The organism is Micromonospora sp. NPDC005171 (genome assembly GCF_040608575.1).
Taxonomy (GTDB): domain Bacteria; phylum Actinomycetota; class Actinomycetes; order Mycobacteriales; family Micromonosporaceae; genus Micromonospora.
Genome location: NZ_JBEXIM010000041.1, coordinates 1 through 26,612, shown reverse-complemented (window position 1 = coordinate 26,612; position 26,612 = coordinate 1). Strand labels below are relative to the sequence as shown.

General features: G+C 71.7%; 21 protein-coding genes. 1 reads left to right on the top strand and 20 read right to left on the bottom strand.

The features are described from left to right. Window positions 1-65: 65 nt before the first annotated feature. The gene (locus ABZU74_RS29190) at window positions 66-914 is read right to left on the bottom strand and encodes a helix-turn-helix transcriptional regulator (RefSeq protein WP_355430387.1); all 849 of its coding nucleotides are present in this window, start codon (window positions 912-914) and stop codon (window positions 66-68) included. A gap of 128 nt (window positions 915-1,042) precedes the next feature. On the opposite strand from ABZU74_RS29190, the gene ABZU74_RS29185 reads away from it, so the two are divergent. Next, window positions 1,043-2,029: an aldo/keto reductase gene (locus ABZU74_RS29185; protein ID WP_355430384.1), complete on the top strand. Its 987-nt coding sequence runs from the start codon at window positions 1,043-1,045 to the stop codon at window positions 2,027-2,029. Window positions 2,030-2,310: 281 nt separating this feature from the next. Here the strand turns inward: ABZU74_RS29185 and ABZU74_RS29180 are convergent, their stop codons facing one another. The 19 genes from ABZU74_RS29180 to ABZU74_RS29090 all read right to left on the bottom strand — a co-directional run bounded on the left by ABZU74_RS29180 (window position 2,311) and on the right by ABZU74_RS29090 (window position 24,476). Next, window positions 2,311-2,967, bottom strand: coding sequence for a class I SAM-dependent methyltransferase (locus ABZU74_RS29180; protein ID WP_355430382.1), 657 nt, complete (start codon window positions 2,965-2,967; stop codon window positions 2,311-2,313). 62 nt (window positions 2,968-3,029) lie between these two features. Continuing rightward, window positions 3,030-3,950 (bottom strand): glycosyltransferase family 2 protein, encoded by a 921-nt coding sequence (locus tag ABZU74_RS29175; protein ID WP_355430379.1) that lies wholly within the window; start codon window positions 3,948-3,950, stop codon window positions 3,030-3,032. Continuing rightward, on the bottom strand, window positions 3,947-4,522 hold the full coding sequence (locus ABZU74_RS29170; protein WP_355430463.1) for a glycosyltransferase: 576 nt from the start codon (window positions 4,520-4,522) through the stop codon (window positions 3,947-3,949). The genes ABZU74_RS29175 and ABZU74_RS29170 overlap by 4 nt, the downstream gene beginning before the upstream one ends. 116 nt (window positions 4,523-4,638) lie before the next feature. Next, the gene (locus ABZU74_RS29165; protein WP_355430376.1) at window positions 4,639-5,118 is read right to left on the bottom strand and encodes a UDP-N-acetylglucosamine--LPS N-acetylglucosamine transferase; all 480 of its coding nucleotides are present in this window, start codon (window positions 5,116-5,118) and stop codon (window positions 4,639-4,641) included. A gap of 220 nt (window positions 5,119-5,338) precedes the next feature. Continuing rightward, the gene (locus tag ABZU74_RS29160; protein WP_355430373.1) at window positions 5,339-6,601 is read right to left on the bottom strand and encodes a hypothetical protein; all 1,263 of its coding nucleotides are present in this window, start codon (window positions 6,599-6,601) and stop codon (window positions 5,339-5,341) included. Next, window positions 6,598-7,500, bottom strand: a complete 903-nt coding sequence (locus ABZU74_RS29155; protein ID WP_355430370.1) for a sulfotransferase domain-containing protein — start codon at window positions 7,498-7,500, stop codon at window positions 6,598-6,600. Before ABZU74_RS29155 ends, ABZU74_RS29160 begins: the two co-directional genes overlap by 4 nt. 8 nt (window positions 7,501-7,508) lie before the next feature. Continuing rightward, window positions 7,509-9,101, bottom strand: a complete 1,593-nt coding sequence (locus tag ABZU74_RS29150; RefSeq protein ID WP_355430367.1) for a lipopolysaccharide biosynthesis protein — start codon at window positions 9,099-9,101, stop codon at window positions 7,509-7,511. Continuing rightward, complete coding sequence (locus ABZU74_RS29145) at window positions 9,098-10,420, bottom strand: O-antigen ligase family protein (RefSeq protein WP_355430460.1); 1,323 nt, start codon at window positions 10,418-10,420, stop codon at window positions 9,098-9,100. The genes ABZU74_RS29150 and ABZU74_RS29145 overlap by 4 nt, the downstream gene beginning before the upstream one ends. Before the next feature lie 20 nt (window positions 10,421-10,440). Beyond that, window positions 10,441-12,051, bottom strand: coding sequence for a lipopolysaccharide biosynthesis protein (locus ABZU74_RS29140; RefSeq protein WP_355430365.1), 1,611 nt, complete (start codon window positions 12,049-12,051; stop codon window positions 10,441-10,443). A 151-nt stretch (window positions 12,052-12,202) separates the two neighbouring features. Further along, the gene (locus ABZU74_RS29135) at window positions 12,203-14,122 is read right to left on the bottom strand and encodes a hypothetical protein (RefSeq protein ID WP_355430457.1); all 1,920 of its coding nucleotides are present in this window, start codon (window positions 14,120-14,122) and stop codon (window positions 12,203-12,205) included. Window positions 14,123-14,358: 236 nt separating this feature from the next. Continuing rightward, complete coding sequence (locus ABZU74_RS29130) at window positions 14,359-15,189, bottom strand: phosphatase PAP2 family protein (protein WP_355430362.1); 831 nt, start codon at window positions 15,187-15,189, stop codon at window positions 14,359-14,361. Window positions 15,190-15,543: 354 nt separating this feature from the next. Next, window positions 15,544-17,247 (bottom strand): glycoside hydrolase, encoded by a 1,704-nt coding sequence (locus tag ABZU74_RS29125; RefSeq protein WP_355430360.1) that lies wholly within the window; start codon window positions 17,245-17,247, stop codon window positions 15,544-15,546. A 101-nt stretch (window positions 17,248-17,348) separates the two neighbouring features. Beyond that, window positions 17,349-18,191, bottom strand: a complete 843-nt coding sequence (locus tag ABZU74_RS29120; protein ID WP_355430454.1) for a shikimate dehydrogenase — start codon at window positions 18,189-18,191, stop codon at window positions 17,349-17,351. 237 nt (window positions 18,192-18,428) lie between these two features. Then, window positions 18,429-19,625: an endolytic transglycosylase MltG gene (gene mltG / locus ABZU74_RS29115; protein WP_355430357.1), complete on the bottom strand. Its 1,197-nt coding sequence runs from the start codon at window positions 19,623-19,625 to the stop codon at window positions 18,429-18,431. After that, window positions 19,625-20,083, bottom strand: coding sequence for a Holliday junction resolvase RuvX (ruvX, locus tag ABZU74_RS29110; RefSeq protein WP_238657049.1), 459 nt, complete (start codon window positions 20,081-20,083; stop codon window positions 19,625-19,627). The genes mltG and ruvX overlap by 1 nt, the downstream gene beginning before the upstream one ends. A gap of 72 nt (window positions 20,084-20,155) precedes the next feature. After that, window positions 20,156-22,834 carry an alanine--tRNA ligase gene (alaS, locus tag ABZU74_RS29105; RefSeq protein ID WP_355430354.1) on the bottom strand — a complete coding sequence of 893 codons (2,679 nt, stop codon included), beginning with the start codon at window positions 22,832-22,834 and terminating at the stop codon, window positions 20,156-20,158. Then, complete coding sequence (locus ABZU74_RS29100; RefSeq protein WP_091401860.1) at window positions 22,831-23,136, bottom strand: hypothetical protein; 306 nt, start codon at window positions 23,134-23,136, stop codon at window positions 22,831-22,833. Before ABZU74_RS29100 ends, alaS begins: the two co-directional genes overlap by 4 nt. A 30-nt stretch (window positions 23,137-23,166) precedes the next feature. Beyond that, complete coding sequence (locus ABZU74_RS29095; protein ID WP_112677951.1) at window positions 23,167-23,631, bottom strand: DUF948 domain-containing protein; 465 nt, start codon at window positions 23,629-23,631, stop codon at window positions 23,167-23,169. 149 nt (window positions 23,632-23,780) lie between these two features. Further along, window positions 23,781-24,476, bottom strand: coding sequence for a hypothetical protein (locus tag ABZU74_RS29090; RefSeq protein WP_355430452.1), 696 nt, complete (start codon window positions 24,474-24,476; stop codon window positions 23,781-23,783). Between the last annotated feature and the right edge of the window lie 2,136 nt (window positions 24,477-26,612).

Sequence of the window (26,612 nt, the reverse complement as noted above, 5' to 3'; positions counted from 1 at the left end):
TTCCCGCAAAGTGGGTCCTGCCCTTGTATCCATCGAGCCATGGGCGGGCGGAACCGCGGGCACTGTCAGTGAGGCACGCCGGCCGGGAACTCCTCGACGCCCAGCACACGCAGCAGCTCAAGCTTCTCCCGGGCCTCGGCGTCGGCCGGGGTCAGCACCAGCAGCTGCTGGCCGAGGTCGGGGGTGACAAGGGTTTCGCAGTCCATCGTGATGCGGCCCACGCGCGGGTGCATGAACGTCTTGCGGTCGGCCCGGCGCACCGCCACCTCGTGCTCGGCCCACAGCCGCCGGAAGTCGTCGCTCGCAGCCCGCAACCGTTCGATCAGGCCGGTCACGGCCGGGTCGCCGGCCCGCCGGCCGGCCACCGCACGCAGGTCGGCGACCTGCTGGCGGGCGTGCCGCTGCCATTCCTCGGGGCCGTGGAGGTCGCGGGTGACCGGGTCGGTGAAGTAGCGGTAGGCGACGTAGCGGCGGTCGCCGGTCAGCCCGGTGTGGTCGCCGGTCAGCAGGATCGACATGCGGTTCTGCGCCAGGACCTCGCCGAGGTCGGACAGGACCACGGCGGGGGTGTCGCCCACCAGGTCGAGCAGGCGGACCAGGCCGGCCCGGGCCAGGCGGGCCATGCCGTCGGCGGGTGGCGGCTGGTGGCCGGCCAGGTGGAACAGGTGGCTTCGCTCGTCGTCGGTCAGGCGCAGGGCCCGGGCCAGGGCACCGAGCAGCTGGGTCGACGGCTGGCTGCTGCGGCCCTGCTCAAGGCGGACGACGTAGTCGACGGACATGCCGGCGAGCATGGCGACCTCCTCGCGGCGCAGACCGGCGGTGCGGCGGCGGGGGCCGTCGGCGATGCCGACCTCGGCGGGGCGGATGGTCTCGCGCCGGCGCCGCAGGAAGTCGGCGAGCTGCTCACGCTGCATGCCTCCATGCTGCCCCGGGCCTGGGCACCGAGCCAGGGAGCGGCGCTCCCACGATAAGCGCTCCGCTGCAGGTGGGCCGGAAAGCGGCGCAGGGTGGAGCCGAGATCGACCGATGGGGGAGAGTTTCGATGCAGACACGCACTCTGGGCAACACAGGTCCCACGGTTTCCGCTGTGGGGCTGGGGGCGATGAGCATGTCGGGCGCGTACGGCCCGGCCGATCGCGAGGAGAGCATCGCCACCGTACGGGCCGCGCTGGACGCCGGGGTCACGCTGGTCGACACCGGTGACTTCTATGGCATGGGGCACAACGAGCTGCTGCTGTCGGAGGCGTTGCGAGGACGCGACCGGGACAGCTATCTGCTGAGTGTGAAGTTCGGGCAGCAGGTGGGGCCGGGCATGCGGTTCGCCGGTCAGGACTCCCGCCCGGCGTCGGTGCGGAACTTCCTGAGCTACTCGCTGACCCGGCTCGGCGTCGACCACGTGGACATCTACCGGCCGGCCCGGCTCGACCGGTCGGTGCCGATCGAGGACACGATCGGCGCGATCAAGGAGATGATCGACGCCGGTTACGTGCGGTATGTGGGGCTCTCCGAGGTTGATGCGGAGACCGTCCGGCGGGCGCACGCCGTACATCCGGTTGCTGATCTTCAGATTGAGTATTCGCTGCTGTCGCGGGCGGTCGAGGCCGACGTGCTGCCCGCGCTGCGGGAGTTGGGCATCGGGCTGACCGCGTACGGGGTGCTGGGCCGTGGCCTGCTCTCGGGGAACTGGGTGCCGGGGCGGGCGGACGATCCGCGTAACCACAGTCCCCGCTTCTCCGCCGAGAACGCGTCGCACAACCTCGCCCTGGTGCAGGCGTTGCGCCGGGTCGCCGACGCGAAGGGGTGCACGGTGGCGCAGTTGGCGATCGCGTGGGTGGCGGCGCAGGACCCGTCCATCGTTCCGCTGGTCGGTGCGCGCACCCGGCAGCGGCTGGCCGAGGCGTTGCCGGCGCTGGACGTGAAGCTGTCGGCCGATGATCTCGAAGAGATCGAGGCGGCCGTGCCGAAGGGTGCCGCGCGCGGTGACCGTTACCCGGCGGCGTTCATGTCGAGTCTCGGCGTCGGTAACTAGTGCTCGTCATGCAGCCTTCAACCCACCGGCCAGCACCACCCACAGCCTCACGCGTTGGGAGACAGCCTGCCTGACACAGACTCACAATCGGTGGGTCACACGATCAACGTTCCACGACGAGGCACTAGCCAACTGGGCCCGTACCCCGGTTGGGGCAACCACTCGTGGCGGCCCTCAACCGGGGTTCGGGCTGCGCTGCGGCGGGCAGGCGCGGCGGGGCAGGCACATCGGCCGAGCTGGTTGCCGTGTCCGCGGCCCGCACATTGCTGAGGACCGCTCGCTCAGCGGTTTCGGATCGCGATGATCGACTTGGTCAGACCCGCCAGACGCTCGTTGCGGACGGTGGCGTCGGGGAACAGGTACTTGAGTTCGGCGCGACCGATCAGCTCGGTCGTCAGGACCTGCCTCATCGCCGCCTCGTACGACTTGCCGGGGTTGTAGGCGAGCGGCCACTTACGCGCCATCACCACCCGCGCCGACACCGGCAGGAACTGCATCCCCGGGGCCACCCAGTGTGGTTCCACCGGGAAGTACCGGTACGGCGTCTGCACCCAGTACGCACGCCCCAACTCACGGACCGCGTCGGCCATCCGCTTCCGGCGTTCGTGCCCACCCACGTGTTCCAGGACGCTGTTGCTGAAGACGAGGTCGTACCTGCGGCTCATGATGCTCTTGGGCAGCTCGCAGGCGTCGGCGTGGTCGGCCTCGGCCCAGTCGGGCAGCTCCGTGGGCAGCGGCTCCAGGTTGACCACGTGCACGTGTGCCGGCCGGACGGGAACGCGCGCCCAACTGTCCACCCGGCCGCCCAGGTCGAGGACGGTCATGTCGGCCAGGTTCGGGAAGGTGTCCGACAGCCAGGCCGCGCGCCGCGCACGTCGTTTCGCGCCGAGCGAGGTCGGCGAGTCGACGAGTCGGAACCTGAGCGAGTGAAGTCCCATGAATGGTTGTCCTTTGATCTGCTGTTGGCTCGTTGAGGGGTGCGGTGCGTGGTCCGGCTCGGTCAGATGCCCCGTCCGCGTCTGTGCAGCGTGCGTAGGACCGCGTCGGCCCGGACCATCCGTCCGGCCACAGCGAGTGCGAGATAGGCACGCGGCTCGCGGGGGTTGCGCCGCAGCGTTCGCCGGGCCCAGCGCAGCGCGCCCCGCCGGTCACCGGAGGCGGCCCGCGCGAACGCGATCTGCCCGGTCACCCGGGCCTCGCCGGCGGGCTGGCTGCCGAACTCGGGGTAGCGCTCCAGCAACCACTGCAACGCCTCGGAGATGGTGTCCCAGCGTTGCGCGAAGTAGGACCGCTTGTGCCACCGCACCAGCACCGACGGGGTACGCAGGTTGAGCAGCGGCGCGCTGCGCGCGGCCCGCAGCAGGAACTCGTAGTCCTCGGCGTAGCTGCCCGGGATCTCCTCGTCGACCAACCCGAACCCGTCGCGCAGCGCGGTGGCCCGGATCAGGAAGGTGGACGGGTGCAGCTCGGTCATCCGGTCCCGCAGCAGATCGTCGAGGGTGATCCGGTCCTTGTCCAGCACCCGGTCGACGGTGGTGCCGTCGTAGCTGACCCGGATGCCGCAGCAGACGAATTCGGCGTCCGGGTCGGCGGTGAGGGCGGCCACCTGCGCGGCCAGTTTGCCGGGCAGCCACTCGTCGTCGTCGTCGCAGAAGGCGATCAGCTCGCCGTTGGCGGCCACTGTGCCGCTGTTGCGGGCCCCGGCGAGCCCCGGCGTGCGGGCGTTGTGGATGACCCGGACCGTGCGGTCCGGGTCGGCCGACTCGGCCAGGGACTCGTCGGGCGTCGACTGGTCGTGGACCACGACCACCTCGACCGCGCCGGGGTAATCCTGGCCCAGGATCGCGCGCACCGCGGCCCGCAGCAGTTCCGGGCGGTCCCGGGTGGGCACCACGACACTGACGCTCGGCTGCCGGGTCACCTGGTCTCCTCCGCACCGCGGCGAAGCCGCGCCCACACCCGCCGACGCGGCGGGCGCCGCGCCGATCGGGCCACCAACTCCTCGACGATCGCACCCACCCGGGCCACCGCCGCGACCTGCGCCCGGTGCGCCTGCGGGTCGGCAGTCACCGCGTACCGGGACGGGTCGTTCAGCCCGGCGTCCAGCGCGTCGTACAGCTGCTCCTGGGTTTCGCAGAGCGCCACCATGCCGGCCGCGCCGAGCCGGCGGGCGAAGAGCTGCTGGTGGTCGTCCACGTGCTCGCCGCGTTCCGGGTCGCGGGGCACCACGATCGGCAGGTGGCCGTGCCGGCGGGCCTCCAGGATGGTCGCCGGGCCACCGTGGCAGACCACCAGGTCGGCGCGGGACATCGCCTCCTGCAGGGCGGCGTGGCCGAGAAACGACACCGCACCGGGCACCGCCGGCGCCCGGGTGTGGCCGTGTTGCAGGGTCAGGTCCACCAGGCCGACGGTCGCCGCGTGCCAGTGCGTCAGCCAGTCGACGAGCCGACCGAAAGGATGCTTGTCGGTGCCGACGGCGACCAGCACCCGCACCTGGTCAGTCGCCGCCGCGTCGCGTTGCCGCGGCAGGCGCCCGTGGTCGACGTCGGTGGCCGGCTGGGGTTCGGGCGGCAGCGGACGCCGGGCGGTGCCGGTCGTCGCCTCCCCGCTCACAACAGGGTCCCGACGACTGTGGCCTCCGGGTAGTGACGCCGCTGCTCATCCCACTGCACGAGCATCGCGGACAGGAAGGGGCGACACAGTCGGGCGGTCAGCGTCGGGGTGTCGATCCGGTCGTACACCTCAATGTAGATGGTCGGGATCCGCCGTAGCCGCGCCAGCACCACGAACGGCACGGCCACTCCGGCACCCGTGGTGACGACCGCTTCGACCCGCCGCTCGCGCAGCACCCGCCAGGCGAGCACCGCGTTGCGCAACAGGTTCGGCACGTTACGGGTGGTCGGATGGTGCGCCGGCACCAGGTCCTCGCCGGCGAGCAGCGACACCGCCTCCGGTGTGTCGAAGGTGACCCAGCAGCGCCGCCGGCTCTCGTACCACGGCCGTAGGGCCAACAGTTGAGCCAGGTGCCCGCCGCTGGATCCGACCAGCAGCAGCACCGGCGGTTCTTCGGCCTCGATTTTCGTGTCCACGCGACTCCCCACAAGTCCGCTTGGAATTAAGGTCCACGCCACGCATGAGCAGATCACACGTTCGCCGGCCGCTGTATAGCGCGACCGGTCCATCGCCTGCTCACGCGCGAGGTGGTTCGTCTCACCAGCCGCCCGACTTCATCGACGATCGTCACGACCTGCGTCTTTCTCGTTACTCTGCGGCGCCGCCCTCGGCACCACCCTCGGTGATTTCCCCGGATCAGCCGCTATGTCGTTTTTCGATGACGTCCAGCAGCGCGGGATGCAGCGCGGCGTTCCAGCCGGCACCCGCGTCCGCCAGCCGCCAGGTCCGCAGCCACATCTCCAGCAGGTAGCCGTCCGCCACCAACCGGCGCTGCGCCGGGCCCAGGCCGAGCCGATCACCGTGCCGGTCCAGATAGGCGTCGACGGCACCGGCGGCCACCACTGCCGGATCGCCGCGCAGCACCAGGGCCCGCTGGAACGCGTCGTGCGCCAGGTCGAAACCGACCGGCACGTCCGGGCCACTGTGCTCCCAGTCCCAGGCGACCAACCGTCCAGCGTGCTCGCCCAGGTTCCACGGCACCCAGTCACCGTGCCAGTGCCCGAACTCCACAGCGGTGTCACCGTGCCGCCGGGCCAACGCCTGGACCGCGTCGACGGCCCGCGCACCGGTGGCCCCGCTGGCGGCGGCCCGCTGGGCCTGCGCTGTCATTTGCGCCAGGAACGCCGACCCGGCCAACGGTCGGAGCGGCGTCCCCGGCCCACCGCGTCGGGCGACCGCGAGCAGCGCCGCGATCCGGGGCGGGTCGTCGACAGGTACCCCGCGTACCGCCGGAGGCAGCGGCTCGATCACCGCGACCACCTGGCCGGCCCAGGTCAGCTCGGCCAGCAGCCCCGGAGGCACCGGGTGGTCAGCCGCACCGGCAACGGTCCGCAGCGCCCGCAGCGCGGCCGCCTCCGCGGTGACCAGCGCGCGGGTCGCGTCGTTCCAGCCGATCTTGGCGTACCCGCGCGGGCGGCCGTCGGCGCTGAACAGTTGCAGGGTGGGCTTGTGGTTGGGATCCGGCGGGCGGACGCCGAAGGCGGCCAGCAGCGGGGTCCCGCCGAGCGCGTCGGCGAGCCGTTCGGTCAGCAGCAACTCGGCCGCGGCCACCCCGGCGGGCACCGACACGGTCAGGGTCGGGAACGGGGCCAGGCCCACCGCGCCGAACCGGGCCAGCCCGCCGACCGCGGCCCGCAACGCCCGCACCGTCGGAGGCCGCAGCGCGTTGTATGCCAGCAGCGACGCCGCGGCAGCGCGGGGCGCGCCCAGTGGCACCAGAAACCGGGCCCGGGCCGGCGAGGGTACGACGGCGTAGTGGGCCACCGCGCGATGGCCGACCGGCGGGTCGCCGCCCACTGTCAACGCCACCCGACGGTCGGGGAAGACCGCCCGGCTCACCCAGCCCAGGCCGTCCGTCCGGGACCGGGGATCAGTTGTCGCGTCGACCTGCGCGGTCACGCCGCCCGGTCCGCCCAGTCGAGTTCCAGCCCGAGCCGCTGGCGCAGCGCGTCGTTGTACGGCCGGTAGTACTCGGTCAGCTCGGCACGCACGGCCGGCTCCAGCGGTGCCGAGCGCCGGTCGTTGTAGACCTTGAAGTCGGGCAGGTCGTACGCCGGCAGCCCCAGGAAGTCCAGGGTCCGCCGGTAGGTGGCACGCGCGTCGCGGTACAGGTCCTCGCTGGGCAGGAAGAGGATCTGACCGGAGTCGAAGCGCTCCAGCCACGGTTCCAGGTGCTCCAGGTAGCGACCCCGGGCCCGGTACGTGTACCAGTCGTACGGTTCGCTGAACGACTCCGGCTCGGCGATCAACCGCTCCCGCTCCCCCGCCGTACGGTCCGGCTCGGCGGCCAGCGCGGCGGCGAAGTCCAACGGCTCGATGCCGTGGGTGCGGCGTTCCTTCCAGTGCGAGTACGCCCGCTCCACCGGGTCCCGGAGCAGCACGATGAGCTTCACCGTCGGCATCAGCTCGGCGACCCGCTGCGCGGCGAGCGGGTGGAACATGTACAGCGGCGCGGCCTCGCCGACCCGGACCGGCCCGCCGTGCCGCCTGGTCAGGGCCGCACGCTGACGCTCGGTCGGGAAATGCGAGCGGTACCACGCCTCGCCGCGACCCCAGTGCTCCTCGAAGTAGTGCGCCGACTTGGTGTTCCAGGCCGGGAAGAGCCGGGGCACCAGCGGGTGCTGGACGAGGTAGTTCCACAGCGAGGTGGTGCCGCCCCGCTTGGTGCCGATGATGAGGAAGTCCGGCAGCGCCCGACGGTCGCTGGTCCGCACCCCGTAGTCGACCAGGGAGTCCTTCACCCGGTTGGTCACCTGGGTCGGCACGAGCTGTTTCACCCGATCTCGGATGGACGACACAGCGTTTCTCACCTGTCCTTCGTCGACGTCGCGGCGGGGTCGGCGGCGACCGGCGCCGCCGTCCGACCGGGACGGAACTGCTTCATGGTCACCCGGATGCGCCGTCGCACCCCGGGCACCGTCAACAAGCCGACGCACCCGGTGACCAGCACGATCAGTGCCACCGCCAGGCCGGCGATCCCCCGCCCGCCGGTGAGCACGCCGGCCAGCGCCGCGATCCCCACCCCGACGACGACCGTTGCCGCCGCCCGTGCCAGCGCCGCGTCGACAAGCGGCTGGCCGATCACCACCCGGGCGCAGACGAAGGAGATCAGGTTCTCGGTGGCGATGCCGACCGCCCAGGCCAGGGCGGCACCCGTCACCCCGTGCTGCGGGATCAGCCACAGTCCGAGCGAGACGGTGGCCACCAGCCCGGCCACCGTCGCGACCAGGTGCAGACCACTGCGACCGCTCATCAGCAGCAGGGTCTGGACGTTGCCCACGCCGGTGTTGACGAGCATGGCCAGGGCCAGCACGGTGATCGCGGTGGCTCCCGCGGTGAAGCCGGGTCCGAAGAGTTGCAGGAACGCCAGCCCGAACACCGCGAGCAGGAGGTAGACCGGCCACGACAACACCAGAGCCCAGGTGGTCATCTGCCGGTGCACCGCCGCTGCCGCGGCCCGCTCACCACCACCGAGCAGGCGGGAGAGCTGGGGCGACACCGCCACCCGCAAGCCCTGCATGGCCAGTTGCCCGGCCAGGATGTACCGGCCGACCGCGCCGAACACACCGGCGTCGGCCTGCCCGGCGAGCACCGAGGTGAGCAGCACACCCACCCACACGGCACTGGCGTCGATCGCGGCGGAGGCGGCGCGGGGCAACGCGAAACGCCAGAACGCCGACCAGTCGGCCCGCTCGGGGCGCAACGCCGAACCCCGACCCACGCCCAGCGGGTCGGTCACCAGCACCAGGCAGGCCACGATGGCGATCGCCGCCGGGACCACCCAACCGATCATGCCGGCCAGCACGCCACCGCTGGCAACGGCCGCCACGCCGACCAGCAACGGCCGGGCGACCGGCACCAGGACGGACTGCACCCCGACGTAGGCCCGGATCGGACGGACGCAGCGCAGCACGGCCAGCAGGAGCGTCATCGCCACCACAAGCGGCACCGTGGCGAAGCTGACCGCGAGCAGGGCCGTGTCGGAGCCGCCGCGCCCGTCCAGGAGATGGGGTGCGAGCGTGTCGGCGGCGAAGACCCCGCTGACGGCGACGACGGCGGCGGCGACCAGCGGAGGCAGCAGCGCCACCGGAAGCACCCGTGCCGCGTCGCCTCCCCGGCCGACACGCCGACGGGGCAGCGTCCAGATGAGCCCGGTCTCCGCACCCAGGGTGCAGATGGCAGCGGTCACCGTGACGACTCCGATCGCCGCGAAGAACGCGCCCGAGCCGACGGTGCCATAACTGCGGGTGATCACCACCGCGAGCAGGAAGCCGAAGAGCCCGTTGGTCGCGGCTCCAGCAAGCCCGGCCAGGCCGGTGCGGGCGCTGCGCCGCGCCTCGGCCGTACCGTCGGCGCCGGATGCGTCGGTGCCGACAGTTGGGCGGGTCCCGGTCGTCATGCCGCCAACGCCTTCGGGTTGCGGAGGGGGCCCTTCGGACCGGCCCCCGCCTCACGCTCGGCGAGCGCCATCGCGACAGCGACTCCGAAGTAGGCGATCGTGATGGTGGGGTCGGCCATGCCGTAGAACGGAATCTGCACCAGGCAGATCACCGGGACCACCGCCAGCCACTGCCCGGGAGCCGAACGGGCCCGCGCGCTCTTCAGCGTGACGATCACGAACCAGGCGAGGAAGCAGAGCAGCGCCGGTACGCCGTGGCTGAACAACACCGTCCAGAGCTGCCCCTGGGTGCCCACCGGCACCTCTGCCGTGACCGTGTCCACGGTGACGGGAGCGCCGTACCCGAGCCACGGCGAGTCCGCGATGCGGTGGAGGACCTCGGCGTAGAGGGAGAACCTGTCCGTGTTCGTGTCGGTCGACTCGACCCGATTGCTGATCAACTCGGCAACGGGGATCAGCAGGCTGGTGAGCCCGCCGATGACCAGAACGCCCACGACGGACGCGCCCACCCGGACGTTGCCGCGTACCGCGGCCCGCACGCCGAGCACGGCCAGGCCCACGCCCAGGCTCGCGAACATGACCCTGTTCAGGGTGAGGAAGGCCGGTGCCAGCGACAGCGGCAGCGACACCAGCAGCGCCCAGCGCAGGATTCCGCGCCGGCGCAACATGGTGAACGCCACCACGCAGGGCAACGTCATCGCGTACGCGCTGCCGTAGTTGTTCGTGTAGGGAAAGGGCGCCGCTGGCCGGTAGATCGGGTTGAGCGCCACCTTGCTGTACTCGGTGGCCGTGCTGTGCACCAGGTCCTGCATGTACGGGTGGCTGGCCATACCCCCGGGCAGCAGCACCTCCACCACGGTGGTCAACGCGAAGCGCGGCGCCAGCACACCGAGCCACCCCAGCGCGACCAAACCGAACCAGAACGCGCAGATCGGCACCAGCGCCGCGGCCACGTCGGCCCGCTCGCGCGCGTACACGTACACGTAGACGCCGAGGACGAGCGCGGTGACGTAGTAGCCCAGCCGGAGACCGAACGGTAGGAGCGAGGCCGGCGCGGGCAGTTGGGTGGCGCTGAGCAGTACGAGGGCGAGAAACAGCAACCAGGTGCCGGTGGCCGGCGGCAGCGGCACCCGCCCCCGGACGATCAGCAACGCCAGCAGCACCGCGCCGAACAGCGGCCAGATCAGGTAGAACGCGCCGGCCAGCCACCACAGCGGAACCAGACCGAACATGATCAGCAGCGGCCAGATCGGCAGCCTGGGTGGCAGCGGCGCGGCGTTGGCCGACAGCCTGCTCCCGTCCGGCTCGCTGCTGGCCAGGGCGACGGCGACGGCCACCGTCAGCCCCGTCCGCTGCGGGTGAGGACGAAACCGAGCGGGGTGACGCCGGCCGCGAGCAGCCGCTCCGTGAGCCGGCGCAGATCGACCTGACGGGTCCTGTCCTGTTCCACCACCACGACCGCAGTGCCCTGACGAGCCGCCGCCACGCCCCGCTCGTCGGCCTCGGAAGGCGGCGCGTTGAAAAGCACGACGCCGGTAGCGGTGCGCTGGCGCCACGTGCCGAAACGCACCCCGCCGGCGCCCACGGGCACCTTCTCCGCGCTGTTCCCGACCATGTTCATGTCGTTCGAGGCGGCGCTCACGCTCGTTCGCGGCAGGGTCATCGTGGCGTCCGGGTCCGCCGACGGGTAACTGCCGACCGGATAGGGAGAAGGACGACGGGCCGGGATCGGCTCGGTGTTGTCGGCGCCGCCGGCCGAATCGGCACCTCGGGGCTTCGGGACGAACGGGCGCGCCGGATTCGCCGTCGCGGGCAGTTGCTCGCGGTCCGCCAGCACAGCTGCCCGAAGCTGATCGAGGCGGCCACTGTCATCGGCCACGTAGACGTCCCGGCCGGTCGCGGCGAGCGCCACCGCCAGACCGGCGGTGATGGCGGTCTGGTCCTCGCGAGTGGTCAGCAGCGCCACCCGGGCCGGTTCGCGCACCCGCTCGGCGATGGCCATCGCCGCGTAGCGGATGTCGGCGTCCACCGCCTTCCTTCGGCCGCGAACCCGCCGGCCGCGCACGGTACCGAGCAGCGGCAGGCCGGTGACATCACGTCCATCGTGAACCGAGCGGACCCGGCGGTCCGCGGACTCCCAGGCGTACGCCAGCACGACGCCCAGGAGGGCGCCGCCGAACAGCCCGGCCAGGACGTACAGCAGAAGGTGCCCGCCGGCGGAGACCAGGACCTTTTCCGCGCTCTGCGTGATCCAGCCCGGATTGACGTCGACGGCCGCGATCTCCGTGCGCGACGACTTCAACTGGGTCAGCTGATTGTTGATGCCGCCCAGTTCGGCAACGGCAGCGTCCAACGAACCGTCCCGTGCGCTCGCGATTCGCCGCTGCAACACATCCCGCTGCTTCTCCACCTCCACGATGCTCTCGTCGTACCGCTTCAGCATCTCGGCCCGCTGCTTCTCGTACATCATCCGGCGCACGTCGAGGTAGGTCTGGGCGGCGAGGTTGACGTTGCTCACCGCATCGTTGGCGGAGCGACCGGTGTAGGAGAAGCGCAGGATCTGCCCGCCGGTCGGCACCTCCACCTCGAGAGCGTCCCGCACATCGCGCGGGTCCCCGCCCTCGTCGGCCAGCCGCTGCACCACCTCCGTCCCGGTGGCGATGCCGCTCTCCACGTTCATGTTCACCGCTCGGTCGGCGGCGGCGCCGCTCGGGGTGAACGCGTCGGTGACGACCGGGCGGACCGCCACCACGGCGCTCGCGGTGAACGCGCTCGGCATGACCAGGACGTACCCGAGGGCGGCGAGCAGACCGAAGGCAGCCACCGCCCCCACCAGCCGGATCCGGTGCAGGGGGACGCGGAGCAGGTCCATCAGTGTGACTGTCCGGGCCGGCGTGCCTCCACCGCCGAGTGCGTCGGCGGACCAGGAACCGGGAGGTGCATCAGCCATGAAACTTCACCGTCTGTTGTGAGTTGCCTGGACGTGAGGACGCCTGCCGCGACAGGCGCCCCAGGTCTCCTTTGACGCTCCGGGCCGGCGACGTGGTCCGCCGCCGGCCCGATCGAGAGCTACCGATTCTCCGCGACGACAGGGCCCGTCGTCACTGCACGGAGAAGAACATCCGCGGCGTGGACCAGGTCAGGTCGCCGCTCGCCGGTGCGATCGTCGTGCTGGTCGCGCCATCGACGGCCAGGGCAGCCGTTGGATCGAACGCCACGCTCCGCAGCGTACCGTCGGTCGCGCCGTACACGATCCGACCGTTGACCCAGGCCATGCCTCGCACGGTCGACCACGTGACGCCGGTCGTCGGCAGTGCGAACTCGGTGGCCCCCAGATAGTTGCCGTCGATTTCGAAGTAGCGGTAGTAGAGCGCGTTGGCGCCGCTGCGGGTGTAGTAGAGCCGGCCGTTGAGGTAGAACGCGCCGGTCATGCTCGCGGCGTTGAACCAGTCGTTGAACCCGGACGACTCCCACGGGACGCCGATGGCGCCACCGTTGAACATCGAGATGTCGAGCCGACTGCCGGTGGGGGTACCGGCCACCGTGTGCGACCAGTAGATGCGGTCACTCACCCGCCAGGTCGCCCCGGCGTTGGTGTACGTGGGCTGGCTGACCGTGGTGGGGGCACCGACCGCCGAACCGTTGAACGTGGCCTTGGCCAGCTGGCCCTCACCGGTGCCGAGGTAGAGGTTGCCGGTGGCTGCGGTCGGCGGGTTCTTCGGGGCGAAGGTGCGACCGCCGGCAAGCGGGAACATGCCGAGCCGGCCGTGGTACTCGCTGCCCATCCCGTCGGAGTTGTGCCCGAAGTAGAGCCCGTCGCTGCCCCGCCAGAGCACGGGGACCTGCGAGCCCCAGTTGCTGGTGCCGGCAGGCATGGAGGCGCTGCCGCGACGGCCGGGGTTCCAGGCGACCGGCAGGCCGGTCGCCGGGGTGACCGCGGCGATGCCGAGCCGGTCGATCGCGCCGTTGCCCGCCGCGTCGCTGGCATTCGGGTTGTTCAGCCACCGGAAGTGGCCCCCCAGGTAGATGACGTTGTCCGCGACCTCCACCGAGGTGATGGTGTCGTTACCGGTGTAGTCGACCCAGGTTCCCAGCTTGCCGCTGCCCCGGTCCGCGGTCTCGAACCTGATCAGCGCGTCGCAGTAGGCCGCCGGCCAGCCGGCGCCGCCGTTGGTGCCGACGACGAACCAGCTGCCGTCCGCGCCGAACTTCAGGTCCTGCACGTAGTGCACGAAGGTCTCCGGCGCGGCGCACGGCGCGACGAACTTCTCGGTGCTCCAGTCCAGCACCGTCGGCGTGCCGGACAGGTCGATCATCGCCATCTGGTTGCGGGACAGCCCGTTCACCAGCGTGAAGTTGCCGCCGGCGATCATCGTCTGACCGTCCGGGGTGACGTCGATCGTCCAGCCGTACGAGCCGGTGCCGTGCCGCCCGACGGTGGCGTTGATGTTGAAAGTCGGGTCGATCGCGCCGGTGGTGGCGTTGAGTCGACCAAGCCCCGAGTGCGCGGTGCCGTTCAACCAGTTGAAGGCGCCGGCGACGTAGAGCCAGTTGCCACGCAGCACCATGTCCCGGACCATGCCGCCGTCGGAGCGGCCGGCCCAGCTGGCGATGGTCGCCCCGGTCGTGGGGTCCAGGGCCACCAGGTTCAACCGGCCCACGCCATTGACGTTCTTGAACCCGCCGCCGACGATGAGCGTGCCGTTCGGGCCAGGGATCAGGGAGTTGACCGGGCCGTCGAGAACCGGCAGGAACGTGGTCGAGATGGTCCCGGTGCTCCGGTCGTACGCGAACAGATAACTCTGCGTGACCCAGGCGGCGCTGGCGTTCTGCCGGATCTGGGTGAAGCTGCCTCCCACGTACACCTGCGAGCCGACCTGCGCGAAGGCACGGGTCTCGCCGTCGCGGCCGTGCGGGGTGTTGTCGGCGGGATTGGTCGACACCAGGGTCGCCGTCTCCGGGGCCGGCACCACGGCGGCCGAGGTGGCGGAGGGAGCAATCAACACCGCGGCGACGGTCATCAAACTGACTGCGGCCACGCGGACACGGAATCCGGCAGACGACCGAGAGAGCGGAACTTTGGGCACGCTGCGCCTCCAAGTTGGACGAGAACCCGCGTAGCGTGCCTCGCCGATCATAATTTGCGATATCCGCCGAGTGGGCTGTCGCCAGCCCCACGCGACGACGATGGACGGCTTTTGTATTAGGTGTCAGAGCCACCTCGACGTACCGCTGTAGAACAGCGGTAGGGAACCGATCAGGTGGTGCTGGTCACCGCGACGGGAGTCTTGTCCGCGGACCGAACGGGCGGACGCACCCGATTCTCGGCCACCAGCAGGGTCAGCACCATTACGCCGAGCAGCAGGGTCGCGAAGATCCAACCACCGATCACGTCGGTGAACCAGTGCCGCTCGGCGTAGATCCGGGTGTAGCCCTCCACGGAGACCAGGACGGTCAGCGCCGTCGCGATGGCGATTCGGCCCCGTCTCGGGATGTTCCAGGTCAGCCCCGCCAGCACCGCGATGGTGCCAAAGGTGAGCATGACCCGGGCGCAGCCGCCGGAGGGGTAGGTGCCCAGGTCGGTGGGCGGGTGGCCGCGGTTGACGGTCAGCGCCAGGATCTGCTGGGTGTACTGCTCGACGACGAACTGCAACGGCATCACGATCAGCGGGATCCACCATCGGCGGTGTCGCCAGGCGATGGCGAAGCCGAGCGCGGCGACCATCGTCACCCATTTGAGCGGGTAGCGGTCGCCGATCGCGGTGATGAACGAGTTGATGTCAGCCCACGTGTCGACCTGACGGGCATGCACGTAGTCGAAGACGGAATGGTCGAGGGAGGGTTCCAATGTGGACAGCAATTCGCCGAGAGGCCAGCAGATCGTCACCACCGCCGCGCATCCGGCGAGCAGGACGACCAGGGCGGCCCCCAGCCGGCCGAAAGCCTCGGTGAGCCCGGCCACCGCGACCCGCAGTCGGTCGGCCACCCGGCTGGCCCGCACGGCCGGCACCCAACGGGTCGCCACCACCGGGACCAGCAACATCGGTACCAGCACCGACAGCGCCCCAAGTGCGTAGATCAGGAGCACAGACGGACACCGCCGCCCGGTCGACCGGCGGCGGAGCCCGCCACGTCCCCGGCGCACAGCCCCCTGATGTTCGCCAACGTCATCGGTCCCCTCTCACCCGGGCACCGAGCACCGACCCCGTTCAGGATCCGCTGGCACCACCGCATGGCGTTCGAGGTGACACGTTAGGGGACTGGGACGCTCCGCGAAAGCCGCCGTTCTGTCTGCTCCCCGTCAACCCTCCGTCCTGATCTCGGCAATCTTCGGGGCCGCCTCTTCGACCACACTTCACCAATCCGGTCGAGTCACAATGACGACAGTGACGAATTCGACGGCGGCATCGGAGATGAGGATTCGTCGCCGCTCCGACGGTCGTCAGCGACTCCCCCCGGTCGGCTGCCGCAGGTACGGGTCCTGGCCCGCCTGCGTGAAGCCGGCCACCGACGAGGCGTCGTGATTCATCGTCATGTCGCAGTTCGACGTGCGGCTGGTCATGCCGGCCGAGTTGAAGTAGATCGCCGCCTTGATTTTCGGGTGCGCCTTCAGCGCCGCCGGGAACTCCTGGAACCAGCGCTGCTTGGCGCCCAGGTCCGCGGAGTTGAAGTTGGTGCCGAACTCGGCGAGCATCCGCGGCTTACTGGCGCCGATGCCGTTGTCGTCCAGCCAGCTGTAGAAATCGCCGATAGTCGTTTTCGGGCTCTTCCACACCGTACTGCCGTTGCAGACGTGGAAGTTGTACGGGTCGTAGGCCACCCAGTCGACGTACCGGTCACCTGGGTACAGGCCGGCGTACCGGGAGTGGTGCCCGGACCAACCCATCATCGTCCAGACCCAGACCGCGTTGGTCGCGCCGGCGCTGGCGAACCGCTCGTGGACGTAGCGCCAGGCCCGGACGAATTCGGCGTCGCTGCCCTTGGCCGGCTCGTCCTCCGGCTCGTGGTCGAAGCCGATGAAGACCGGCACACCGGCGGCGCGGATCCGGCCCGCGACCGCGTCGATGGTGTCGTCCTGCTTGCCGCCGTAGACGTCCGACCACTTGAGGGTGATGCCGGCGGAGAAGTCACGGGATTCCCAGGCGAAGAACATCAACCGGCCTTCGCGCATCTGCTGCAACTCGTACACGTCGGGGAAGGCGCCGTTGCTGCCGGCGTTCGAGAAGTCGTGGTAGCGGTGCACGATGTCGAACTTGCGCCCGACCTGCGTCTCCACGTCGGTGACGGCCTTGCCGTGGTCCCAGCCGCCGGCCGCTCCGGCAGGCGTGTACATGCCCCACCAGGCGCCGCAGGACGGAACGAGCTTGTCCGAGACGGACCCGCACTTGCCGGACGGAAGGGTGCCGGTGGCGGTCGGGGTGGCCGTCCGGGTCGGGGCGATGGTCGGCGACGGCTTCGGCGCGGTGGTCGGCGACGCGCTCGGCGACGGCGGCGGTGCCGGCCGGGTGGTTGTCACCGGCGACGGCCGGGCGCCGAGGTCGTAGCTGATCAGCAGGCTGGGCCGCAGGTCAGGGTTGCGGTTCTCGACCGACGCCCAGTAGATCCGGCTCTCCAGGCCGCTCTGCGACAACGAGACCGTCCAGGTGCCGTTGCCGGTGACCAGCTTGGAGACGTCCCACTCGTTGAAGCCCTTGGACACAGTTGTCACGCTGTCCAGTGCGGCAGTGGCCGGCGACAGGGGCGGCCTCGACTCGCGGGCGCTCAGCGGCGAGGCGTGCGCCGCCACCGTGGCGGCGAACTGCTGCCAGGCGTGCACCCGCAGCGTCGCCCGGACGTTGACAGCGGTGGCCGGCAGCGTGGTCACCGCGAACTCGATGACCGCCTCGCGGCCACCGCGCGGGTTGGCGTCGCAGCGCGTCGCGCAGGTGGCCAACGTCGGCTTGGTCGCGTTGTCACCGTCCTGCGACACCGCCGTCGCGGTGGTGTCCGCCGACGCCCGGATCGACAGGTCGTCGCTGGCCAGTAGCGGCATCATGGTCGCCACGATGCCGGCCACCACCGAACCGCCGAGCACGCCGATGGCAATCGCCTTGCGCCGGGGTCCAGAACGGAACCGGGTTATGCGGTGCAGTCCGTGCCTGGTCAAGGAAACTCCCTGTGTCTGCGTCCGTAACGGTGAGCAGCGTATCGATGACCAGGACATGTGGCAGGTAGGACAGTTTCCCGTAAGCGCGTCTTAACCCTCAGCTAAGGTCTGGGCGTTTCGACGGCGCGAGCGGCGGTCAGCGCGGCGGCCATCGCCGCCCTCGGCGCGGTAACGCCGGTGAACTGCTCGAACTGCCCGACCGCCTGGGCCAGCAGCAGGTCCAGACCGGAGACGATCCGGCAACCAGCCGCGTCGGCGGCTGTCGCCAGCGGTGTGGGCCACGGATCGTAGAGCGCGTCGAAGAACACCGCGCCCGGCCGCCAGGCCACCGCGCCGGCCAGCGGGTCGGCGACCCCCTTCGGCACCGTGGAGACGACCACGTCGGCGGTGGAGAGCTGCCGGGGCGCATCGCCCCACTGCGCGGGCGTCAGCGCGACACCCAGCACGCCCGCCACCGGACGCAACTCGTCGACCGCCTCCGGTCGGCGGGCCACCACCGTCACCGACGAGCAGGCCAGCTGCGCGGCGGCGGCGAGCGCGGCGCGGGCCGTCCCGCCGGCGCCGAGCACCGTCACGGCGGCACCGGCGGTCACGCCGGCGTCGGTGAGCACCCGCACCATGCCGGCGACGTCGGTGTTGTCCGCGTACCAGGAGCCGTCCGGACGGCGTACCAACGTGTTGGCCGCGCCGACGGCGGCGGCGACCGGCGACGCGGCGTCGGCCACGGCGAGCGCCGCCTCCTTGCCCGGCATGGTCACCGACAACCCGGCCCACTCCGGGCCCAGGCCGGCGACCAGATCCGGCAGCTCCGCCGCCGCGCACTCGATCCGGGTGTACGACCACCCGGCCAGCCCCGCCGCCGCGTAGCCGGCGTTGTGGATCACCGGGGAGAGGGAGTGCGCGATCGGCTTGCCCAACACCGCGGCCCTACGGGTCGACACGATCACCGTCCGGTCGCAGCCGGCGGCCCGGTCACTGTCGACATCACTTCCCCGCTCTCGCCCGCACGTCGGGATCGACCCTACCCAGTGCCCCGAACTGGACACCACAGAACCGGCCCTGCGGCCACCCTGGACGGCCGACGATCCGAGCGGCCCCGTCGCCACCAGCCACATCGACGGGGAGGTCGGCTCCACCACCGCTGCCAGGGAAGGGAGCCTCTACGGCGTGACCCCGGCCGGTCAGATGATGCCGGCCTCGCGGGCCTTGTTCTCGTTGCGCTGGTGCTGCTCGTACGTCTCGGCGAACGCGGAGTGGCCCTGCTTGTCGATCGCCACGAAATAGAGCCACTTGCCGGTCGGCGGATCCATCGCCCCTTCCAGGGCCTGCTTGCCCGGGTTGTTGATCGGGGTGGGGATCATGCCCGGCAGCTTGCGGTTGTACGGGTTCTTCGCGTCATCCAGCTCGGCCGCCGTCATCTGCTTGGACGACTTGGTCGGTTTGCCGATCGACTCCAGGTAGTAGTTGACCGTGACGTCCATCTCCAGGCAGTTGCAGAAGAACTCGCCGTACGCCCGGTTGTAGGCCACTCGGGCGACCTTGCCGAGGTCGTCCTTGTTGCCCGCCTCCGCCTGGGCCAGCGAGGCCACGATCAGCGCCTCGTACGGGCTGACGCCACCCCGTTCCTCCTGCACCCGGTCGGCGAACTTCATCTCCCCGGTCACCGAGAGGAAGCGGTTCACCATCAGCTTGAGGATGCTCTCGGCCGTGGACTTCGGCGGGATCTCGTACGTGTCCGGGAAGAGGAAGCCCTCCACGGACTTGACGGACTTCTTGCCGTCGGCGCGCTTGAACCACCAGTCCGGGACGCCGAGGCCCTCCGGGTCCTTCGCGGCGGCCTGGAAGTCCTTGACCGGGATCTTCGTCTTCTCGGAGAGCAGCTTGTAGATGTTGAAGCTGGTTCGACCCTCGGGGATGGTCAACCCGTTGACGATCTTGTTCTTCAGGTCGAGCATCGCGGTCACGGCGCTCGCGCCGCTCATCTGCTTCCGCAGCTTGTACGTGCCCGGCTGGATGTTCTTGCTGCGCGAGTTGGCCTCGGCCGCCTCGATGAAAGCCTTCTGGCTCTTCACCACGTCCGCCGCGACGAGGGCATCGGCCATGTCGGCGATCAACGCGCCGTTCTTGATCTCGACGGTGACCTCACCGGCCCCGCTGCCGTCGTAGTCGGGGGTGACGAAGTAGTTCTGGATGCGGTCGAAGCCGTAGAACGCGCCGCCGCCGATGCCGCCCAACAGGAGCAGGGCCATCAGCAGGGCCAGGAATGTCTTGCCCCGGCCGCCGCCGGACCCGCCCTTGCGCTTGCGGAAGCCGCGCCGGTGCCGACCCTTCTCCCCCCGCTCCGGCTCGTCGAACCCAAGGTCCAGATCGTCGATCATTACGTCCGCCTCCGCTGCGCGTCCAGCCAGCTCTGCAGGATCTCCACCGCGGCCGCCTGATCGACAACCGCACGTTGACGTTTACCTCGGACGCCACGCTCGGCAAGCCTACGAGAAGCGACCACGGTCGACATCCTCTCGTCAGTGAGCGTTACCGGGACCGGCGCTATCACATCGACCAGTCGGTCAGCGTACGCCTTCACCTGGACGGCCGCAGGGCCGTGCTTGCCAGCGAGATTGACCGGAAGGCCGACGACAACCCCGACGGCCTCGTGCTCGGCCACCAACGCGGCAAGCTCGGCGAGGTCGCTGGGCACCGCGTCCGGCGCCGCCGTGAGATCGCGGGCCAGGGTGACCAGCGGCGTCGCCAAGATCCCGTCCGGGTCCGAGCGGGAGACGCCCACCCGCACCTGACCGACATCCACGCCGATTCGCACACCACGCGTCAGCTCAGCCACCGAACGTCACCACCGGTCGGGTACGAACCAGGGCGGACCAAATGGCCCGCCCTGACTCACAGTGATGATTAATCACGCCTCAGTGATCGCCTTCTCGACGGTGAGCAGCAGATTCGGCGCCTCGCCGGCGGGCAGACCGCCGCCCTGAGCCAGATCGGGGCTGCCACCGCCCCGCCCGGAGAACGCCGCCTTCACCAGGTCCGACGCGGCCAGGCCACGGCTCCGCGCCGCCGCGTTGACCGCGACCACCAGGGACGCCTTGCCGTTCGACCGCGCCGCCACCGCGACGACCGCCGGCCGCGCCGGGTCGATCTTGCCGCGAATCTCCTGGGCCAGGGTGCGCACATCGTTGCCGGCCGCGCCCTCCGGCGCCTCGGTGCCCACGTACGCGATCCCGCGCACGTCCTTGGCCTGCGCCGCGAGCGCCGCCGCGCCACCCAGCACCAGCTGGGCGCGCAGCTTCTCCAGCTCCTTCTCGGCGTCCCGAAGCTGAGTGACGGTCTGCTCCACCCGGTCGGCGACCTGATCGTTGGGCACCCGGTACATCTCGGCCAGCCGGGAGACCAGCAGGTGCTCCTTGGCCAGGAAGCCGAAGGCGTCCATGCCGACCAGCGCCTCGACCCGGCGGACACCGGAACCGATCGACGACTCGGAGAGGATCTTCACGAGGCCGAGCTGGGCCGAGCGCGCCACGTGCGTGCCGCCGCACAACTCCCGGGCGTAGTCACCCACCTCGACGACCCGCACCTCCTCGCCGTACTTCTCGCCGAAGAGCGCCATCGCGCCGATCCGCCGCGCCTCGTCCAACGAGGTGATGAAGGCGTGCACCTCCAGGTCGGCCAGGAGCACCTCGTTGACCTGCTGCTCCACGTCGCGCAGGACGCTCGGCGACACCCCGGTCGGGGTGTTGAAGTCGAACCGGAGCCGACCGGGGGCGTTGAGCGACCCGGCCTGCGTGGCCGACTCGCCAAGGAAGTTGCGCATCGTCTGGTGCACCAGGTGCGTGGCAGTGTGCGACCGGGAGATCGCCCGACGCCGGGTCGTGTCGATCTCGGCGAAGCCCGCCTCACCGGCGCGTACCTCACCCCGGATCACCCGGGCGCGGTGCACGATCAGGCCGGGCACCGGCTGCTGCACGTCGAGCACCTCGACCTGCCCGCCACCAACCGTGATCATGCCCTGGTCGGGCTGCTGGCCACCGCCCTCGGCGTAGAACGGCGTGGTGTCCAGCACCAACTCGATGGTGTCGCCCTCGGTCGCCGCCTGGCGCGGGCCGTCGGCGCCGAGCAGGGCCCGCACCGTCGACTCGCGGGACACCTCGCTGTACCCGGTGAACGTCACCGGCCCACCCGCGTCGAGCACCGACCGGTACGCCGACAGGTCGACGTGCCCTGTCTTGCGGGCCTGCGCGTCCGCCTTCGCCCGGGTCCGCTGGTCGGCCATCAGCCGCCGGAACCCCTCGTCGTCGACAGTGAGGCCCTGCTCCGCGGCGATCTCCAAGGTCAGATCAATCGGGAAGCCGTACGTGTCGTGCAGCTGGAACGCCTTCGCCCCGGACAGCGCCGAGCCGCCCGCCGTGCGGGTCTCCGCGATCGCGGTGTCCAGGATCGTGGTGCCGGCGCGCAGGGTGGACAGGAACGCCTCCTCCTCCGCGTACGCGTAATCCGCGATCCGGTCGAAGTCGGTCGCCAGCTCCGGGTACGACGGCGTCATGCAGTCCCGGGCCACCGGCAGCAGCTCGGGCAGCGCCCGGTCCTGCCAGCCCAGCAGCCGGATCGACCGGATCGCCCGACGCATGATCCGGCGCAGCACGTACCCGCGACCCTCGTTCGACGGGGTCACGCCGTCGCCGATCAGCATCAACGCCGTGCGCACGTGATCCGCGATCACCCGCAGTCGGACGTCGTCCGGGTGCGACTCGCTGGCCACGTGGCCGGAGTGCGCGCCGTACCGCTTACCTGTCAGCTCGGCCGCCCGGGCCAGGATCGGCCGGACCTCGTCGATCTCGTACAGGTTGTCCACACCCTGCAGGATCGAGGCCATCCGCTCCAGGCCCATGCCGGTGTCGATGTTCTTCGCCGGCAGGTCACCCAGGATCGGGTAGTCGTCCTTCGTCGTGCCCGGACCCCGCTCGAACTGCATGAAGACGAGGTTCCAGAACTCCATGTAGCGGTCCTCGTCGACCGCCGGGCCGCCCTCGCGGCCGTACTCCGGGCCCCGGTCGTAGAACAACTCCGAGCACGGACCGCACGGCCCGGGAATGCCCATCGACCAGAAGTTGTCCGCCTTGCCCCGGCGCACGATCCGCTCGGCGGGCACCCCCACCGACCGCCAGATCTCGTACGCCTCGTCGTCGTCGAGGTACACCGTCGGCCAGACCCGCTCCGGGTCCAGCCCGAACCCGCCGTCGGCCTGTGACTTGGTGACCAGGTCCCAGGCCAGCGGAATCGCGCCGGCCTTGAAGTAGTCACCGAAGGAGAAGTTGCCGTTCATCTGGAAGAACGTGCCGTGCCGGCTGGTTTTGCCGACCTCGTCGATGTCCGGGGTGCGGATGCACTTCTGCACGCTGACCGCCCGCTGGTACGGGGGCGTCTGCTGACCCAGGAAGTACGGGACGAACTGCACCATGCCGGCGTTGACGAACAACAGGTTCGGGTCGCTGATGGCGGGCAGCGGAGCGGACGGCACCACGGTGTGGCCATTCGCCTCGAAGTGCGCGAGGTACCGCCGCTTGATCTCCGCCGTCTTCATCGCTGGTGTTCCTCCGGAAAGATTTCTCGATCGCCGATTCGCGGGTCTTCCCGCAGGTCGGCGAACTTATCGTCGAACGCCTCGCCCTGGGCGAACGCGTGGTGGATCTCCTGCTCGCGTTCGGCCATCCCGACCCGGACGTCCTCCACGAAACTACGCAGCGACTCGACGAGCCCGCCAGCGGATTCCGTCAGGGAGCTGGCGATGCCCGCCGGCGTGTACGCCTGCGCGGTCCGGGTCGCCTTGCGGACCACGATCACCCCGACGGCGACCCCGATACCGAGCCAGAACAAGCGCCTCATGTCCCGCTACCTCCTGGTTCGCCGGGCCGGTCAGCTGTTGCCGCGTCGCGCGGCCCGTCGCTGCTGCTTGATGGTGTCGCGTACCTCGCGCTCGGTCTCGGCGTGCCGGCGGCCGGCGGCGGCCTTACGCACGCCGTAGCCGAACGCGGCCACCTTGACCAGGGGGTTGGCGGCCGCCGCGGAGACGACGGTGGCCAGGTTGGCGACGTTTGCGGTGACGTTCTGTGCGTGGCTGGTCATGGTGTCGACCTTCGCCAGCTGGAGGTTCACACCGTCGAGCGAGGTCTGCACCTGCTCCAGTGCCGTGTTGACGTTCTTCACGGTGGTGTTCACGTCACCGAGCAGCGGTGCGGTTCGATCGTTGAGGTCGTTGATCATGCGGGTGGTGGCGTCAACCGTGTGCCGCAGCCGCAGGATGGGCAGCGTCAGGATGAGCACCAGCACCGCGAACGCGCTTGCCGCGATCAGCGCCGCGATCGCTCCAATGTCGCCCACGCCTGTCCTCCTCAAGCAGAGTTCCGCAGGACCCGACGTCCCCGGAACGCAGAACCATGGCGCCCGTACCGGCCGCCGAGTCGTCGGCGGTCACCGGTAGCGGGCGTGCCCGCCAGCCCCAGACCCTACCGTCCGTGATGGAGACCGGCTCAGGACGGTGAGGGTGTCAGCTCGCCCAGAGGGTCCGCACTTACCGTTGGGAACGGATCCTCACCGGTCAGTGACGGGTCGGTGGTCGGCTGCGGCCTGGTCCGCTCGTCGTCGATCGCATTGCGCACCTTCACCGACACCAACGAGCCGGTGCACTCGGTCGCAGCGGCCGACGGGTCGCCGGACGGCACGACCGCCGGCTCGCCGTCGACCGGCGGCGGCACGCAGGTCGGCTCGCGTACCCACAGGTCGAGGGTCAACTCGTCGCGACGCCAGCAGGTGTAGCTGCCCTTCGTCTGCTGCTCCGGGCAGCGGCTCACCTTCCACGGCCGCCACCCGTCCTCACGCAGCGCGTCCTCGTAGACCTGGGCCGTCTCCTTGGGCGCCTTCTCCGAGGTCACGGTGCGCTCCCGCAGGCGGCAGTCGAGCAGGCACCAGCGGCTGCCACTGACATCGTCGACCGTCTTCGCGGCCGCCCAGCCGGGCACGTTGAGCTGGTCAAGGTTGTCGAAGACCGGGTCACGGCTCAGCGTCCGGATGCCGAAGAAGAGCGGCACCGCGCCGAGCAGCACGACGCTGACCAGCGCCAACACCGCCGCGCGCAGGCGCCGTCGTTCACGGGTCTGTCGGCGTTCCTCGGAACGGGCACCCGGTGCGGCGTCGTCGTCCGGCGCGTCCTGTCCGGCCGAACGCAGCGCTGGCCCGTCGGAGGGCTCCGGTGCCGGCCGGTCCACCGGGCCGGATGCGGAGGGCACCACGGCGGCGGCGCGGGCCACGCCGACCGGCTCGCCGCCGCGTCCGGGCGGCGGCACTGGCGCGACGCCGCTCGGCTCGGCGCGACCGGGCTCCCGGTGCGGAGGCAGCGCGCGTCCGGCGGCACGGTCGGCCGGCGCGGGCCGGCTGGCCGGCGCGCCAGCACGAGCCGGCCCCGGTTCACCGGCCGTCCGCTCGTCGGTGTGCGGCTGCCCGCCGGGTGGGCGGACGGCGGCGCGAGCCGGACCGTCCGGACGGGAGCGCGGCGGGCCATCCGCACCCGGCGGCACCGCCGCGCGAGCCGGACCGTCCGGACGTGAACGCGGCGGGCCATCCACACCCACCGGCACCGCCGCACGAGCCGGACCGTCCGGACGGGTCGCGTCCCGGGGGGCCGCTTCGCCACCCGGGCCGGGGCGCAGTGGGCCGTCAGCGCCACGGTGCCCGGTGCCGGGTGCGGGCGCGTCGCCGGGAATGGGCCGGGCCCGGCCGGGCGAGGCGGAGCGGGCGGCGCCCCGAGCCGAGGGACCAGCGCCGGGGGCGGCCCGCCCAGCGGCGTAGGGGTCGTCGCCGCGGTCGCTGGCGGGCCCGGGTCGACCGGGGCCGGCCGTACCGTCGGGGCCGGGCTCGGCTGTGGGACGACGTCGTCGGCCGGTCGGGTCCGGGGCGGGCGGTGCGTCCGGGCCGGACCCCGCCACGGCACGGCCACGCCGGCCGGTGGGGTCCGCAGCGGGAACCGCCGCAGCGCCCCGCCCGCGGGCGGGCCGTTCACCGGGCGGCGGCGGATAGGGCAGCGCCTGCTCCCCGGTGGATCCCGACGCGTCGGGCCGGGCGGCGCGACGACCGGTCGGTGCGTCCGCGCCCGGGTCGACCGGCGGGCTGGCGGGCCGGTGGGCGGCGGTGTGCTCCGCGGCCGGGTCCGGCACGGCGAGCCGACCGGACGCCTGGTCGGCGAGGTTTCCGGGAGCGGTGGGCGGCGCCGGACGGCGACCCCCGGCCGGCGGGCTGCCGTCTCGGCGGTTGACCACCGGCAGGCCAGGGTCGGTGTGGGGCAGGCGGCCGGCCTGGCGGAGCCAGTCCGCGGGCCGCTCCGGGCGGTCCGGGCGGGGTTCGCCACCGGGTGGCGTGCGACGTTCCGGTTCGTCGGAGACGACCCGGCGGCGACCGGTGCCGTCGGCAGGGCCGGTGGTGGGCAGGGCGCCGCTGTGCGCGCCGGTCGCCTCGGGCACCGACGACGCGTTGCCCGAGCGGGGCACGGGTGGCGCGTTGCCCGAGCGGGGCACCACAGGCTCGTCGGACTCCGCGGCGCGGCGACGCCCGCCGGCAGCCGGACGGGGACGCTCGGAAGCGCGCCGCCCGGTGGACTCGGGTGCGCCGGGGTCGGCGGGACCCGGGCGACGCCGGGCGGTACGCGGGTCACGATCGATGGCGGGGTCGGGCCGTAGGCCGTCCGCGGCCGGCGGCACGACGCCGGCCGGCGGGCCGTCAAAGCGGGCCGGCCCGGGGGCGGCGGGTGCTCCGGCGGCCCGGGTCGGGTCGGTTGGCGGGCCGGCGGCGCGCCGACCGGCGGGCGTGCCGTCGGCAGGCGGCACGGCACGGCCGGGCTCAACCGGCTGCTCGGCGCCGGGTCGGCGGCCCGCCGGACCAGCGTCCGGACGGCGCAGCGGCGGCATCGCGTCGGGATGGCCGCCGGGTGCGGCGGGGTCCTGATGACGGCCCGGTGGAACAGCGGCGTCCGGACGACGGCCGGGCGTGGCGGCGGCGTCCGGGCGACGACCGGCCGGCGGCCCTGAGGTCGGTGGGCCCACGGGTGGGCCGGGAGGGACCGCGGCACCGCGGGAACGGGCCGGGCCGCCGGGCGCGTCGGGTGCCGGGCGAGGCCCCTGCGGACCGGCCGGGTCACCCCCGCCCGGGCGGACGGTGGGTGCCGGCGGTGGTACGGCAGCTCGGGCGCTGGGCACCGGCTGCACGCCGCGGCGCGGCGGCTGCCCGGGGGCGCCGGGGCCGGCGGCGGGTGGCCGGTCGTCCGGGCGGCGGCCCGCTGGCGGCGCCTCCCCCGGCCAGGGGCCGTCGACCGG

Excerpts from the sequence above, each read along its gene's own strand:
- ABZU74_RS29190 (WP_355430387.1), bottom strand. The coding sequence starts at position 914 with ATGCAGCGTGAGCAGCTCGCCGACTTCCTGCGGCGCCGGCGCGAGACC.
- ABZU74_RS29185 (WP_355430384.1), top strand. The coding sequence starts at position 1,043 with ATGCAGACACGCACTCTGGGCAACACAGGTCCCACGGTTTCCGCTGTG.
- ABZU74_RS29180 (WP_355430382.1), bottom strand. The coding sequence starts at position 2,967 with ATGGGACTTCACTCGCTCAGGTTCCGACTCGTCGACTCGCCGACCTCG.
- ABZU74_RS29150 (WP_355430367.1), bottom strand. The coding sequence starts at position 9,101 with ATGACGACCGGGACCCGCCCAACTGTCGGCACCGACGCATCCGGCGCC.
- ABZU74_RS29140 (WP_355430365.1), bottom strand. The coding sequence starts at position 12,051 with ATGGCTGATGCACCTCCCGGTTCCTGGTCCGCCGACGCACTCGGCGGT.
- ABZU74_RS29135 (WP_355430457.1), bottom strand. The coding sequence starts at position 14,122 with ATGACCGTCGCCGCGGTGTTGATTGCTCCCTCCGCCACCTCGGCCGCC.
- mltG (WP_355430357.1), bottom strand. The coding sequence starts at position 19,625 with ATGATCGACGATCTGGACCTTGGGTTCGACGAGCCGGAGCGGGGGGAG.
- alaS (WP_355430354.1), bottom strand. The coding sequence starts at position 22,834 with ATGAAGACGGCGGAGATCAAGCGGCGGTACCTCGCGCACTTCGAGGCG.
- ABZU74_RS29100 (WP_091401860.1), bottom strand. The coding sequence starts at position 23,136 with ATGAGGCGCTTGTTCTGGCTCGGTATCGGGGTCGCCGTCGGGGTGATC.